At 70.4% G+C, this 13,093-nt stretch carries 14 protein-coding genes; 11 read left to right on the top strand and 3 right to left on the bottom strand.

Translation table 11 applies throughout. The features are described from left to right. Positions 1 to 54 precede the first annotated feature (54 nt). The gene (locus ACZ4RZ_RS29415; RefSeq protein ID WP_467749054.1) at positions 55 to 447 is read left to right on the top strand and encodes a guanyl-specific ribonuclease; all 393 of its coding nucleotides are present in this window, start codon (positions 55 to 57) and stop codon (positions 445 to 447) included. 39 nt (positions 448 to 486) lie between these two features. Here the strand turns inward: ACZ4RZ_RS29415 and ACZ4RZ_RS29410 are convergent, their stop codons facing one another. Beyond that, on the bottom strand, positions 487 to 693 hold the full coding sequence (locus tag ACZ4RZ_RS29410) for a hypothetical protein (RefSeq protein WP_467749052.1): 207 nt from the start codon (positions 691 to 693) through the stop codon (positions 487 to 489). A gap of 239 nt (positions 694 to 932) precedes the next feature. On the opposite strand from ACZ4RZ_RS29410, the gene ACZ4RZ_RS29405 reads away from it, so the two are divergent. Further along, on the top strand, positions 933 to 2,177 hold the full coding sequence (locus tag ACZ4RZ_RS29405; RefSeq protein WP_467749401.1) for a sensor histidine kinase: 1,245 nt from the start codon (positions 933 to 935) through the stop codon (positions 2,175 to 2,177). Positions 2,178 to 2,406: 229 nt separating this feature from the next. Here ACZ4RZ_RS29405 and ACZ4RZ_RS29400 read toward each other — a convergent pair whose 3' ends face one another. Further along, positions 2,407 to 3,378, bottom strand: coding sequence for an NADPH:quinone reductase (locus ACZ4RZ_RS29400; protein WP_467749050.1), 972 nt, complete (start codon positions 3,376 to 3,378; stop codon positions 2,407 to 2,409). Between the two features lie 294 nt (positions 3,379 to 3,672). Between ACZ4RZ_RS29400 and ACZ4RZ_RS29395 the strand changes: the two genes are divergently transcribed. The 3 genes from ACZ4RZ_RS29395 to ACZ4RZ_RS29385 all read left to right on the top strand — a co-directional run bounded on the left by ACZ4RZ_RS29395 (position 3,673) and on the right by ACZ4RZ_RS29385 (position 6,132). Continuing rightward, positions 3,673 to 4,344 carry a response regulator gene (locus tag ACZ4RZ_RS29395; protein ID WP_467749048.1) on the top strand — a complete coding sequence of 224 codons (672 nt, stop codon included), beginning with the start codon at positions 3,673 to 3,675 and terminating at the stop codon, positions 4,342 to 4,344. A gap of 80 nt (positions 4,345 to 4,424) precedes the next feature. After that, entirely contained in the window at positions 4,425 to 5,597 is a 1,173-nt protein-coding gene (locus ACZ4RZ_RS29390) for a cytochrome P450 family protein (protein ID WP_467749046.1), read from the top strand. Positions 5,598 to 5,628: 31 nt separating this feature from the next. After that, positions 5,629 to 6,132, top strand: coding sequence for a hypothetical protein (locus tag ACZ4RZ_RS29385; protein ID WP_467749044.1), 504 nt, complete (start codon positions 5,629 to 5,631; stop codon positions 6,130 to 6,132). Positions 6,133 to 6,154: 22 nt separating this feature from the next. Here ACZ4RZ_RS29385 and ACZ4RZ_RS29380 read toward each other — a convergent pair whose 3' ends face one another. Further along, a complete protein-coding gene (locus ACZ4RZ_RS29380) occupies positions 6,155 to 7,168 on the bottom strand; it encodes a Gfo/Idh/MocA family protein (protein ID WP_467749042.1) in 1,014 nt (337 codons plus the stop codon). Between the two features lie 128 nt (positions 7,169 to 7,296). Here ACZ4RZ_RS29380 and ACZ4RZ_RS29375 point away from each other — a divergent pair, with 128 nt between their 5' ends. From ACZ4RZ_RS29375 to ACZ4RZ_RS29350, 6 genes are all read left to right on the top strand, one after another. Continuing rightward, positions 7,297 to 8,034 carry a GntR family transcriptional regulator gene (locus tag ACZ4RZ_RS29375; RefSeq protein ID WP_467749399.1) on the top strand — a complete coding sequence of 246 codons (738 nt, stop codon included), beginning with the start codon at positions 7,297 to 7,299 and terminating at the stop codon, positions 8,032 to 8,034. 269 nt (positions 8,035 to 8,303) lie between these two features. After that, positions 8,304 to 9,308, top strand: a complete 1,005-nt coding sequence (locus tag ACZ4RZ_RS29370; protein WP_467749041.1) for a sugar ABC transporter substrate-binding protein — start codon at positions 8,304 to 8,306, stop codon at positions 9,306 to 9,308. After that, positions 9,305 to 10,360, top strand: coding sequence for an ABC transporter permease (locus ACZ4RZ_RS29365; RefSeq protein ID WP_467749039.1), 1,056 nt, complete (start codon positions 9,305 to 9,307; stop codon positions 10,358 to 10,360). Before ACZ4RZ_RS29370 ends, ACZ4RZ_RS29365 begins: the two co-directional genes overlap by 4 nt. A 14-nt stretch (positions 10,361 to 10,374) precedes the next feature. After that, the gene (locus ACZ4RZ_RS29360; protein WP_467749397.1) at positions 10,375 to 11,178 is read left to right on the top strand and encodes an ATP-binding cassette domain-containing protein; all 804 of its coding nucleotides are present in this window, start codon (positions 10,375 to 10,377) and stop codon (positions 11,176 to 11,178) included. Positions 11,179 to 11,320: 142 nt separating this feature from the next. Then, the gene (locus ACZ4RZ_RS29355) at positions 11,321 to 12,466 is read left to right on the top strand and encodes an ROK family glucokinase (protein ID WP_467749037.1); all 1,146 of its coding nucleotides are present in this window, start codon (positions 11,321 to 11,323) and stop codon (positions 12,464 to 12,466) included. Further along, a complete protein-coding gene (locus ACZ4RZ_RS29350) occupies positions 12,463 to 13,044 on the top strand; it encodes a sugar kinase (protein WP_467749036.1) in 582 nt (193 codons plus the stop codon). Before ACZ4RZ_RS29355 ends, ACZ4RZ_RS29350 begins: the two co-directional genes overlap by 4 nt. Positions 13,045 to 13,093 lie beyond the last annotated feature (49 nt).

Genomic DNA, 13,093 nt, shown 5'->3' with positions numbered 1-13,093 from the left:
AAACATCACCCTTGACATTGACATGCCATGGTCTACGCGCGTCATCCTGAGTCCATGAGATTCCCCCCACGCACCACTCGTATCGGCGCTCTGGTCGCCCTCATGTCCGCCCTGCTCATCGGTGGTACCGCCGTAGCCCCCGCCAACGCGGCGGCCACCTCCGTGGGCAGCATCTGTTACAGCGACCTGCCGTCCCAGGCGTACGACACGCTCGACCTCATCGCGTCGGGCGGTCCCTTCCCCTACTCCCAGGACGGCACCGTCTTCCAGAACCGGGAGGGTGTCCTGCCCTCCCAGTCCACGGGCTACTACCACGAGTACACGGTGATCACGCCCGGCTCCTCGACGCGCGGTGCACGGCGCATCGTCACCGGTGAGGAGTCCCAGGAGGACTACTACACCGCGGATCACTACGCCACGTTCGATCTGATCGACTTCGGCTGCTGACGCACCGGTGATCCTGTCCGCCGGAAGTCCGGTCCGCGTTCAGCCGGACTTCCGGCTCTCGGCGGCCGCGAACAGCGCGAACGCCAGTACCAGGAGTGCGACGCTCGCGTAGATCTCGTAGCCGTCGAGGAAGCCGAACCGCTGTACGAGCCCCCACCCGTGCAGTCGGCCGGTGATCTCGTGCACCAGGCCCAGCGCGCCCTGAACCAGGGCGACAAAACCGAGTAGCTCCAGAATCTGCTTCATGTGATGACCCTCGCCCCGCGGACCCCCCACGTTCATCGGCCGCGGGGCGAGGCATGTCCGGCCGAAGTCGCCGGTCCTGGTGACAAGGGTCGTACGAAAGTCTGAAGGGGTGCGACTTTGGTCGGTGATCCCGGTCTCGGGGAGGTGGCGGCGGGCGCGCCTGCGTAGATTTGTCGACCGTGAGTGATGACAATCCGGCGCGTGAGCCGGCGACTTCGTCGGCAGGGGCGACCGGGTGGATGGGGCCCGAGGCCCCGGCGCTGCCGGGGCGGCGGTGGCTGCTGCCCTCGGCCGTGGTCGCCGAGCTCGACCCCGACGCCGAGCGCGCCGGCCGCTCCGGACGGCCACGGCGTACCGTGCGCGACTGGGTCGTCGACTTCGGGTGCTTCCTGCTGGCCGTCGCCATCGGCCTGGCGGCCGCGGACACGCTGACCCACGACCCGAACACCCCGCACGGCCTCGTCGTCACCGACCAGTGGCTCGGCGCGCTCGCCTGCGCGGCGGTCTGGTTCCGGCGCCGATGGCCACTGGGGCTCGCCATCGCCATGATCCCCGTCGGACTGGTCTCGAACACCGCCGGCGGCGCGGGCATGGTCGCCCTCTTCACTCTCGCCGTGCACCGGCCCTTCAAATACGTGGCTTGGCTCGCCGGCGCGCAACTCGCGCTGGTTCCCGCTTTCTTCTGGCTTCGCCCCGACCCCGATCTGCCGTACCTCGCCGCCGTCGCCGTCACCGCGCTGTTCACCTCGGCGGTGATCGGCTGGGGCATGTTCGTACGCTCCAAGCGTCAGCTGATGCTGAGTCTGCGGGACCGGGCGCGGCGGGCCGAGACCGAGGCGGCGCTGCGGGCCGAGCAGGCGCAGCGGCTCGCGCGCGAGGCCATCGCGCGCGAGATGCACGACGTGCTCGCGCACCGGCTCACCCTGCTGAGTGTGCACGCGGGGGCCCTGGAGTTCCGGCCGGACGCGCCCCGGGAGGAGGTCGCGCGGGCGGCCGGGGTGATCCGGGAGAGCGCGCACGAGGCGCTGCAGGACCTGCGGGAGATCATCGGTGTGCTGCGGGCCGGGGACTCCGACGACGCCGGGCGGCCGCAGCCGACGCTCGCCGCGCTCGACGGGCTGGTCACCGAGTCCCGCTCGGCCGGCATGAAGGTCGTCCTCGACAACCGCGTCACCGATCCGGCCGCCGTCCCCGCGTCCGTCGGACGCACCGCGTACCGGATCGCCCAGGAGGGCCTGACCAACGCCCGCAAGCACGCGCCGGGCGCGGAGGTGACGGTGACGGTTCGCGGGGCCTCCGGAGACGGCCTGACCATCTCCGTCGGCAATCCCGCACCGCCGGGTGACGTCCCTCATGTCCCCGGCTCGGGTCAGGGACTGATCGGGCTGACGGAGCGGGCGACGCTGGCCGGGGGCTGGTTGGAGCACGGGGCCGAGGGGGACGGGGGCTTCCTGGTGAGGGCGTGGCTGCCGTGGGCCGGCTGACGGCGGGAGTGCCGGCCCTGGGTGGTTCTTTCGCCCCCTCCGCCCCAGCCTGTCCCGTACCAGCCTTTCGGCTGCCGGTGGGTGGGGGTTGCTCGCGCAGTTCCCCGCGCCTCTAAAGGGGCGCGGGGAACTGCGCAGTCCTTTGGCGGGGTCTCGGGGCGTAGCCCCCAGGGACGGGACGGGCAGGGGCGGAGGGGGCGAAATCCGCCTGCCGCCCCCCCACGACGGCTCAGGAGTCCGTGCGCAGGACCACCCGCATGCCATGGAGTTCGCCACGTTCCATGCGCCGGTGGACCTCCGCCGCGGCGCTGAGCGGCAGCGTTTCCGTGGTGCGGGGGCGGAGCAGATCCCGGGAGAAGAGGTCGTTGAGGGTGGTCGCCGCCGACGCGAGCTCCCCGGTGGTGGCGTGGGAGATGGCGAAGCCCCGTACGGACGCGTCCTTCATGTAGAGGGGACCCACCGGGAGGACGGGTTCGTCCTTGGCGCCGGCCATCAGGACGATACGGCCGCGATGGGCGAGCAGCGCGACGGCGGAGGCGAGGTCGTTGTGCCCGGAGGTGTCGACATGGAGGTCGACTCCGCCGGGGGCCAGCTCCGCGAGGCGCCGCGTGAGCTCGGGATCGCGGTAGTCCACCACCTCGGAGGCTCCCAGGCCCCGGCAGTAGCCGTGGTCGCGCGCCGACGCCGTCGCGATGACACGGGCACCCGCGCGGACGGCGAGGACCACCAGCGCGGCGCCCACGTTTCCCGCGGCGCCACCGACCAGCACCGTCTCGCCGGAGCACAGGCCACCGTGGGCGAACAGGGCGAGATACGCGGCAGCGGCCGGGTGGACCACAGCCACGGCGACTTCGGGAGGTACGCCCGGAGGGAGCGGGTAGAGCCGGTCGACGGCCACTGCCGCCTGCTCGGCCGCCGCACCCTGACGGCCCCCGTGGCCAAGGCTGTTGCACCACACGGCGTCGCCGACGGCGAACCCGCCCCCGGCCGACGCGACCGTGCCCACCAGGTCCCGGCCGATGACGAAGGGGAATTCCAGCGGCGTACGGAAGACCCCTGAAGGGACAAAGGCGTCGACGGGGTTGACCGTGGTGGCCCGTACGTCGACGAGGACCTCGTCGGGACCTGGCACGGGTGCGGCGAGCTCTCCGTAGCGAATGACGTCGGGAGGGCCGAGTTGTTCGACATAAGCGGCACGCATGGCCAAGGTTCCTTCCACCGCGGGGCGCACTCGCGCGAGGCCCGCGGTCCTCGTCAAATCGCCGTCAAGTCGCCGTCCAGGTGCCCGGAATCCCCGCCCGTCGCGACTTGGCGGACACTCACGGGCATTCTTGCCCCGGCTTCGCGGCCCGCGCGGCATTCTGGGGATCAGAGGTGAGTCGCGTGCGGTGCAAGGAGCACGCGCGCCGGGGAAAGGGATCTGGCGGCGCTGATTTGAGACGTCCTGAACGGAGGCGCCCCGGTCGAGGGCGGGCGACCTGGTTAGGTGGATCCCATGACTGCGATCCGACTGCTGCTCGTCGACGACGACCCCTTGGTGAGAGCCGGCCTGTCCCTCATGATGGGCGGCGCCGACGACATCGAGATCGTCGGAGAGGCCGCCGACGGGAGCGAGGTGGAAGCGCTCGTCGACCGCACCCGACCGGACGTCGTCCTGATGGACATCCGGATGCGGTCGGTCGACGGACTCACCGCCACGGAGAGGCTGCGCGGCCGCCAGGAGGCGCCGCAGGTCGTGGTTCTGACCACCTTCCACGCCGACGACCAGGTATTGCGGGCGCTGCGCGCGGGGGCGGCCGGGTTCGTACTGAAGGACACCCCGCCCGCGGAGATCCTCGCGGCGGTGAGGCGGGTCGCGGCCGGTGATCCCGTGCTCTCGCCCACCGTCACCCGTCAGTTGATGGCACACGCGGCCGGCGGCGCGCCCGACACCCGTCGCACGACTGCCCGCGACCGGGTCGCCGCCCTCAACGACCGGGAACGCGAGGTCGCCGTCGCCGTGGGACAAGGCAGGTCGAACGCGGAGATCGCCGCCGAGCTCTTCATGAGCGTCGCCACGGTCAAGACCCACGTCTCGCGCATCCTCGCCAAGCTCGGCCTCAACAACCGCGTGCAGATAGCCCTGTTGACGTACGACGCCGGGCTTCTGGAGGAGGACGGGCGCTGAGCCGAGGACGGGGCGCAGAGCGCAGGACGGGCACTGATCGGGGGCCGCGATCGTTGGTCGGGGCAACGGGAGGAGGAACCATGATCGATCTGGGGGAGTACGGGGCGTGGTTCACGAGGGACCCGTATCCGGTGTACGCGGCACTGCGCGAGCGGGGTGCCGTGCACTGGGTGCGCACGCCGCCACCCGGTGCGTACGAGGGCTGGCTCGTCGTGGGGTACGAGGAGGCGCGAGCCGCCCTCGCCGACCCGAGGCTGTCCAAGGACAGCACCAAGAGGGGACTCAGCTCGTACGAAGAGGAGCTGATGGGCCGGTATGTGCTGATCAGCGACCCGCCCGAGCACACCCGGCTGCGCTCGCTCGTCGCGGGCGCGTTCACCATGCGGCGCGTTGAGGCGCTGCGCCCGCGCGTCCAGCAGATCACCGACGGGTTGCTGGACGCGATGCTGCCGAAGGGCCGCACCGACCTCGTGGATTCCTTCGCCTATCCGCTGCCCATCACGGTCATCTGCGAGCTCCTCGGCGTCCCCGACATCGACCGGGAGGCCTTCCGGGCCATGTCGAACGAGATCGTGGCACCGTCCGACGGAGACGCCGAACTCGCCGCCGTCGAGCAACTCGCGGCATATCTCGACGAGTTGATCGAGGACAAGCGCTGCGCGGCACCGGCCGATGACCTGCTCAGCGCCCTCATCCGCACCCGCGCGCAGGACGGCGACCGCCTCTCGCACGCCGAACTGCGCGGGATGGCGTTCATCCTGCTGGTCGCGGGCCACGAGACGACGGTCAACCTGATCACGACCGCGGTGCACACCCTGCTCACCCACCCGGACCAACTCGCCGCGCTGCGGGCCGACATGGCCCTCCTCGACGGCACGGTGGAGGAGGTCCTGCGCTTCGAGGGACCGGTGGAGACGGCGACGTACCGCTACGCGGCCGAGCCGATGGAGATCGGCGGCAGGTCCATCGCGGCGGGCGACCCGGTGATGATCGGCCTCGACGCCGCCGACCGCGACGCGTCGTACTGCCCGGATCCGCACCGCTTCGACATCCACCGCGCCCCGCAGGGCCATCTCGCCTTCGGACACGGCATCCACTACTGCCTGGGCGCGCCCCTGGCCCGCCTCGAAGCCCGGGTCGCGCTGCGCTCCCTGCTGGAGCGATGCCCGGATCTCGCGCTCGACGGACCCCCTGGGGACTGGCTGTCCGGCATGCTGATGCGCGGCCTGCGGAGCCTGCCGGTGCGCTGGTGAGCGGCCCCCTTCGACGAGAGGAGCGTCATCCGTGCAGCGTACGGCGGAGATCACCGCGGAGCTGACCGGCACGGGGCTGCATGGTGCGGACGCCCACCAGCTGTACTGGCGTTCCACGCTGGAGTTCGCGCTGGACTGCTTCATCTGTGAGCGCACTGGCCGTACGACCGTCTTCGAGCGCGGGGCCGAGCGGGCACTTTGCTCAGGCAGCCGCAGCGGCTTCAAGCGGCACCACACCGCCGCCAGGATCGCCGCGTTCGACACCACCAACGGCCGGGAGCGGCTGGCGGTCCGTGCCCTGCTCGACTTCTGGTGGGCGCCCTTCACCGACACCCGGGACGGCAACAAGGCGGCGGCGCCCACCAGCCACCCCTGGATCCGGCTGCACCTCGGCTACTACTGCCAGGACGCCAAGGAGTCGGGGACCGACAGCATCCAGACCAACCTGATGCGCCCGCACGAGCTGAAGTGCAAGCACTGCGACGGGGTACTCGGAGTCGACTCGCAGAGCCCGGCGGTGCGCCTCCTTGTGTGAGGCGCGCACCGGGGTGCTCGGCTCAGTCCCGTCCGCCCGGGATCTCCGCGAGCCGCACCGGGCGCCGCTCCCCCCGCGACAGCACACACGCCTCGGCGATACGCAGCGCCTCCAACGCCTCACGGCCGTCGCACGGATTGGCGCGCTCACCACGGACGACCTCGACGAACGCGGCGAGCTCGGTCTCGTACGCCGGGCCGAAGCGCTCCAGGAAGCCCATCCACGGCTTGTCGGCGGGCGGCGGCCCGGCCGGTTCGGTGGACGCGATTGGCGTACGGTCGTCGAGGCCGACGGCGATCTGGTCGAGTTCGCCGGCGAGCTCCATCCGGACGTCGTAGCCGGCGCCGTTCATCCGGGTCGCCGTCGCCGTGGCCAGCATTCCGTCGTCGAAGGTGAGCACGGCCGCGGCGGTGTCGATGTCACCCGCCTCGCGGAACATCGCGGGTCCGGCGTCCGAGCCGGTCGCGTACACCTCGACGACCTCGCGGCCGGTGACCCAGCGCAGTATGTCGAAGTCGTGGATCAGGCAGTCCCGGTAGAGCCCGCCGGAGAGCGGGAGATAGTCGACCGGGGGCGGCGACTGGTCGGACGTCATCGCCCGGACCGTGTGCAGCCGGCCGAGCCGTCCCGACCGCACCGCCTCGCGGGCGGCCGTGTAACCCACGTCGAAGCGGCGCTGGAAGCCCAGCTGCAGAACCGTTCCGGCGGCGTCGACCTCGGCCAGCGCGGTCAGTGTGCCCGGCAGATCGAGGGCGATGGGCTTCTCGCAGAAGACCGGGAGCCCGGACCGTGCTGCCCGACCGATCAGTTCGCCGTGGGCCGAAGTCGCCGCCGTGATGACCACCGCGTCCACGCCCCAGGTGAAGATCTCGTTCACGCTGGGCGCCGCCGTCGCGCCCAGGCGGTCCGCCAGCCGATGGGCCCGCGCGGTGTCCGCGTCCGTGACGATGAGGGAGCCGCCCACCTCGCGGTGACGGCTGAGAGTGGTCGCGTGGAATGTACCGATACGACCCGCTCCGATGAGTCCGATGCGCATGGGAACAAAGTGCGGGCCGACCCGGCGCCGTGTCAATGGTTTGTCCGGACAATCGAACTTCACAACTTCCCGTCAACATCTCCCGGAGCTACGCTCGGGCCGTGCCGAAACCAGATGTGGATCCGACCGTGTCGCTCCAGCTCAGCGTCGACCGCAGCAGCCCGGTCCCGCTCTACTTCCAGCTGTCCCAACAGCTGGAGGCCGCGATCGAGCACGGAACGCTGACCCCGGGCAGCCTCCTTGGCAACGAGATCGAGCTCGCCGGGCGGCTCGGCCTGTCCCGGCCCACGGTCCGTCAGGCCATCCAGTCCCTCGTCGACAAGGGCCTGCTCGTACGGCGCCGCGGCGTGGGCACCCAGGTCGTGCACAGCCAGGTCAAGCGCCCGCTGGAGCTCAGCAGTCTCTACGACGACCTGGAATCGGCGGGCCAGCGTCCGGCGACCCAGGTGCTCGTCAACACCGTCGTACCCGCGTCCGCCGAGGTCGCGGCGGCCCTGGGCGTGGCCGAGGGCGGCGACGTACACCGTGTGGAGCGGCTGCGCCTCGCGCACGGAGAGCCGATGGCGTACCTCTGCAACTATCTGCCGCCCGACCTGCTGGAGCTGGACAGCGCGCAGATGGAGGCCACCGGCCTGTACCGGCTGATGCGCGCGGCGGGGATCACTCTGCACAGCGCCCGGCAGTCCGTCGGCGCCCGCGCGGCCACCGCGGAGGAGGGCGAGCGGCTCGGCGAACCGGCCGGTGCGCCCCTGCTCACCATGCAGCGCACGACTTTCGACGACACCGGCCGAGCCGTCGAGTTCGGCTCCCACATCTACCGCGCCTCGCGCTACTCCTTCGAGTTCCAGCTCCTCGTACGGCCATGACGGCTCGGTGAGTACGGCCCTGAAGGCTCGCTGATTTTCCGGCTCCTCGTACGGCCATGACGCCCCCGTGATCGTCACCGGGAAGGGCGTGCCGCCTCCTGGGAAGCCCACCGCGCGCGGGACCCGCTGGTCGGGTGCGTGATCCCCGTGATTGATACTTGGACGTTTGGGGCCGGTGAGACACCGGTTCCAGGGGCCTACGTGACGGCCCTCCGGGTCAGTCCGCAGGGCCCGGCGCACCAAGGAGCAAGTAAGAAGGGCACGGCCTCGTGGCACGCACTCGGACCTGGGTAAGCATCGCGCTCGCAGGGGCGCTGGGGGTGTCCCTCGCGGGATGCAGCAGCACCGGCGGGAAGCGGGCCGAGGACGCCCGCAAGGCGGCGGCAGCCCAGGGCAGGGCCGCGGTGAACACGCCCAAGTGGACCTTCGCCATGATCACCCACTCGGGCGACGGCGACACCTTCTGGGACATCGTGCAGAGCGGCGCCAAGCAGGCCGCGGTCAAGGACAACATCAACTTCCTGTACTCGCACAACGCCGAGGCACAGCAGCAGGCGCAGCTCGTGGACGCCGCCGTCGACAAGCAGGTCGACGGCATCATCGTCACGCTCGCCAAGCCCGACGCCATGAAGGCGGCCGTCGCGCGCGCCCGGAAGGCCGGCATCCCCGTGATCACGGTGAACTCGGGCTCCGAGGAGTCCAAGGCGTTCGGCGCGCTCACCCACATCGGCCAGGACGAGACGATCGCCGGTGAGGCGGTCGGTGACGAACTGAACAGGCGGGGTCGCAAGAAGACCGTGTGCGTCCTGCACGAGCAGGGCAACGTCGGCCACGAGCAGCGCTGCGCGGGCATCAAGAAGACCTTCCACGGCACTGTGCAGAACCTCTACGTCCAGGGCACCAGCATGCCCGACGTGCAGGCCTCCATCGGCGCAAAGCTGCAGGCCGACAAGTCCATCGACTCGGTCGTCACGCTCGGCGCCCCCTTCGCGGACACCGCGGTGAAGGCCAAGGAGGACGCGGGCAGCAAGGCCGAGATCGACACCTTCGACCTCAACGAGAAGGTGGCCGGGGAGCTCAAGAACGGAACGCTCGGCTTCGCCGTCGACCAGCAGCCGTACCTCCAGGGGTACGAGGCCGTGGACCTGCTCTGGCTCTCCAAGTACAACGGCGACGTCCTCGGCGGCGGCAAGCCGGTCCTCACCGGACCGCAGATCATCACCAAGGACCAGGCCGCCGCCCTGGAGGAGTACACGAAGCGGGGCACCCGATGAGCACCACCGCACCCGCTCCGTCGCCGCGCACCAAGGCCGACGAACGCCTCCTGAAGACCTCGCCGCTGCGCAAGCTCATGGGCCGCCCCGAGCTCGGCTCCGTGGTCGGCGCGATCGCCGTCTTCGTGTTCTTCGCGATCTTCGCGGACAGCTTCGTACGGGCCGCGAGCCTCAGCACGGTCCTGTACGCCTCGTCGACCATCGGCATCATGGCGGTCCCGGTCGCCCTGCTGATGATCGGCGGTGAGTTCGACCTCTCCGCCGGCGTCATGGTCACCAGCTCAGCGCTGATCTCCTCGATGTTCAGCTACCAGATGACCGCGAACGTCTGGGTCGGCGTCTTCGTCTCGCTGCTCGTCACCCTGGCGATCGGCGTCTTCAACGGCGTCATGCTGACCCGTACCGACCCGCCGAGCTTCATCATCACGCTCGGCACCTTCCTGATGCTGACCGGCATGAACCTCGGCTTCACCAAGCTGATCAGCGGCACGGTCTCCACGAAGTCGATCTCCGACATGGAGGGCTTCTCCTCCGCGAAGGACGTCTTCGCCTCGACGTTGACCATCGGCGGCGTCGACTTCAAGATCACCATCCTGTGGTGGCTGGCCCTGGTCGCCGTCGCCACCTGGATCCTGCTGCGCACCCGCGTCGGCAACTGGATCTACGCCGTCGGCGGCGGCGAGGAGGCGGCCCGAGCGGTCGGCGTCCCGGTCGACAAGACCAAGATCGGGCTCTACATGGGCGTCGCCTTCGGCGCCTGGATCTCCGGCCAGCACCTGCTGTTCTCGTTCGACGTCGTGCAGTCCGGCGAGGGCGTCGGCAACGAGCTGATCTACATCATCGCGGCCGTCATCGGCGGGTGTCTGATCACCGGCGGCTACGGCTCCGCGGTCGGCGCGGCGGTCGGCGCACTGATCTTCGGCATGGTCAGTAAGGGCATCGTGTTCGCCGAATGGAACCCGGACTGGTTCAAGTTCTTCCTGGGAGTGATGCTGCTCCTGGCGACCCTGCTCAACCACTGGGTCCGCAAGCGCGCGGAGGCGACGAAGTGACCACGGACGCGAACATGACGACCGACTCGGCCTCCACGGACCGTACGGCTCTCGTCGAACTCGACGACGTCAGCAAGTACTACGGCAACATCCGCGCCCTCGAAGGCGTCTCGCTGGAAGTCCACGCGGGCGAGATCTCCTGCGTGCTCGGCGACAACGGCGCCGGCAAGTCCACTCTCATCAAGATCATCGCCGGACGCCATCAGCACGACGCGGGCACCCTGCGCATCGAGGGTGAGGAGACCCGGCTGTCGTCCCCGCGCGAAGCCCTCGACCACGGGATCGCCACGGTCTACCAGGACCTCGCCGTCGTTCCGCTGATGCCGGTCTGGCGGAACTTCTTCCTCGGCTCCGAGCCCCGGAAGGGCGTCGTTCCCTTCAAGCGCATGGACGTCGACTTCATGCGCAGGACGACCCACGCGGAGCTCCTGCGCATGGGCATCGACCTGCGCGACGTCGACCAGCCCATCGGCACCCTCTCCGGCGGTGAGCGTCAGTGCGTGGCGATCGCCCGCGCCGTCTACTTCGGCGCCAAGGTCCTCGTCCTCGACGAACCCACCGCGGCCCTGGGTGTGAAGCAGTCCGGTGTGGTCCTCAAATATGTGGCTGCCGCCCGGGACGCCGGACTGGGTGTTGTGTTGATCACCCACAATCCGCATCACGCGTATCTGGTGGGCGACCGTTTCGTGCTTCTGAAGCGCGGCACCATGTTCAGCAGCAACGCCCGCGACGAGATCACCCTCGACGAGCTGACCCGCCAGATGGCGGGAGGAAGCGAGCTGGAGGACCTGCGGCACGAACTGGAGCGCACCTCGTGAGGAGCGCTCCGACAGGGGCGCGGGGCTGTGACATTTGCGGCTCCGCCGCGGGGCGCGACCAGCCACAGGCGGCCCGCAGGTCACAGGCGGCCCTGCGCTCCCACAGTGCAGCCCCGGTGGAGCGTAGGGCAGAATCGGCCCGATGAGCACCTACCGCGACCTCGCACACCGCGGCTCCGCGCGGGCCACCGTCCTGCGGACCGTGGGGACGCGCGAGCGCCGTTCCCACCTGACGGCGCCCCGCGTCCCCACCGTCGGCATCGACATCGGCGGCACGAAGGTGATGGCGGGCGTCGTGGACGCCGACGGCAACATCCTGGAGAAGGTCCGCGCCGAGACGCCGGACAAGTCCAAGAGCCCCAGGGTCGTTGAGGACACCATCGTCGAGCTGGTCCTGGACCTCTCCGACCGGCACGACGTGCACGCGGTCGGCATCGGCGCCGCCGGCTGGGTCGACGCGGAGCGCAACCGCATCCTGTTCGCCCCCCACCTCTCGTGGCGCAACGAGCCCCTGCGTGATCGCCTCGCGGGGCGGCTCGCCGTCCCCGTCCTGGTCGACAACGACGCCAACGCCGCGGCCTGGGCCGAGTGGCGCTTCGGCGCCGGCCGTGGCGAGGACCACCTCGTCATGATCACGCTCGGCACCGGCATCGGCGGCGCGATCCTGGAGGACGGCCAGGTCAAGCGCGGTAAGTTCGGCGTCGCCGGCGAGTTCGGCCATATGCAGGTCGTGCCCGGCGGCCACCGCTGCCCGTGCGGCAACCGCGGCTGCTGGGAGCAGTACAGCTCCGGCAACGCGCTGGTCCGCGAGGCCCGCGAGCTCGCCGCCGCGGACTCCCCGGTGGCGTACGGGATCATCGAGCACGTCAAGGGCAACATCGCCGACATCACCGGCCCGATGATCACCGAGCTGGCCCGTGAGGGCGACGCCATGTGCATCGAGCTGCTCCAGGACATCGGCCAGTGGCTCGGCGTGGGCATCGCGAACCTGGCCGCCGCCCTGGACCCTTCCTGCTTCGTCATCGGCGGCGGCGTCAGCGCGGCCGACGACCTGCTGATCGGCCCCGCGCGAGACGCGTTCCGCAGGCACCTCACGGGCCGCGGCTACCGGCCCGAGGCTCGTATCGCCCGCGCCCAGCTCGGCCCCGAGGCCGGCATGGTCGGCGCCGCCGACCTCGCCCGCCTCGTCGCCCGCCGCTTCCGCCGCGCCAAGCGGCGCCGCGTGGAGCGCTACGAGCGGTACGAGCGCTACACGCAGTCCCGCCGGACGACCCAGGGGTCGCTGTGACGGCCTCGCTGCCGCGCCAGGCATCGCCGCCGGACGAGCCACGGCGGCCGCCGGAGGATCCACGCCACAAGTTCCGCCGCCGTGCCCTCACGCTGCTGATCATCGTGCTGCTCATCGGCGTACCGGCCGGCTATCTGGTGGTCTCCGCCAACCAGAGCCGCAACAGCGGCAAGCAGAAGGAGGAGAAGTACTCGGCGACCGGCCTCACCGCGGGCTGGCCCTCGCGCGTCCAGCGCCGCCTGTACCAAGTGCGCATGCCCGCGGACTCCACGGAGGTCGCCTACTACGAGACCAACAACTGGAAGACCAGCCGCCTGTACGTGCAGTTCGGCACCACCGACGCGGGCCTGGACTGGTTCCTCAAGACCGTCGGCACCAGCCGGAACGCGCTGAAGAAGGACGACATCACCATCAGTGCCCGCGACCAGAAGGTCGTCGGCTGGGAGTTCACCGGCGTCGGCCCGTGGTCCGGTCTCGTACACAAGCAGAAGGACCCGGCGCCCACGCAGGACATCGTCGTGAACTGGTCCCGGCCCCAGCACCCCATGGTGTACGTGGTCTCGCGCACGATTCCCTGACCGGTCCCGATCCGGTCCGGCACGGTCGCCGAGGCCGATTGTCAGACCC

It is taken from the genome of Streptomyces sp. NPDC027189 (genome assembly GCF_055566975.1).
Note: the sequence above shows the minus strand (reverse complement) of the source record. Positions and strands in the feature narration are given on the sequence as shown.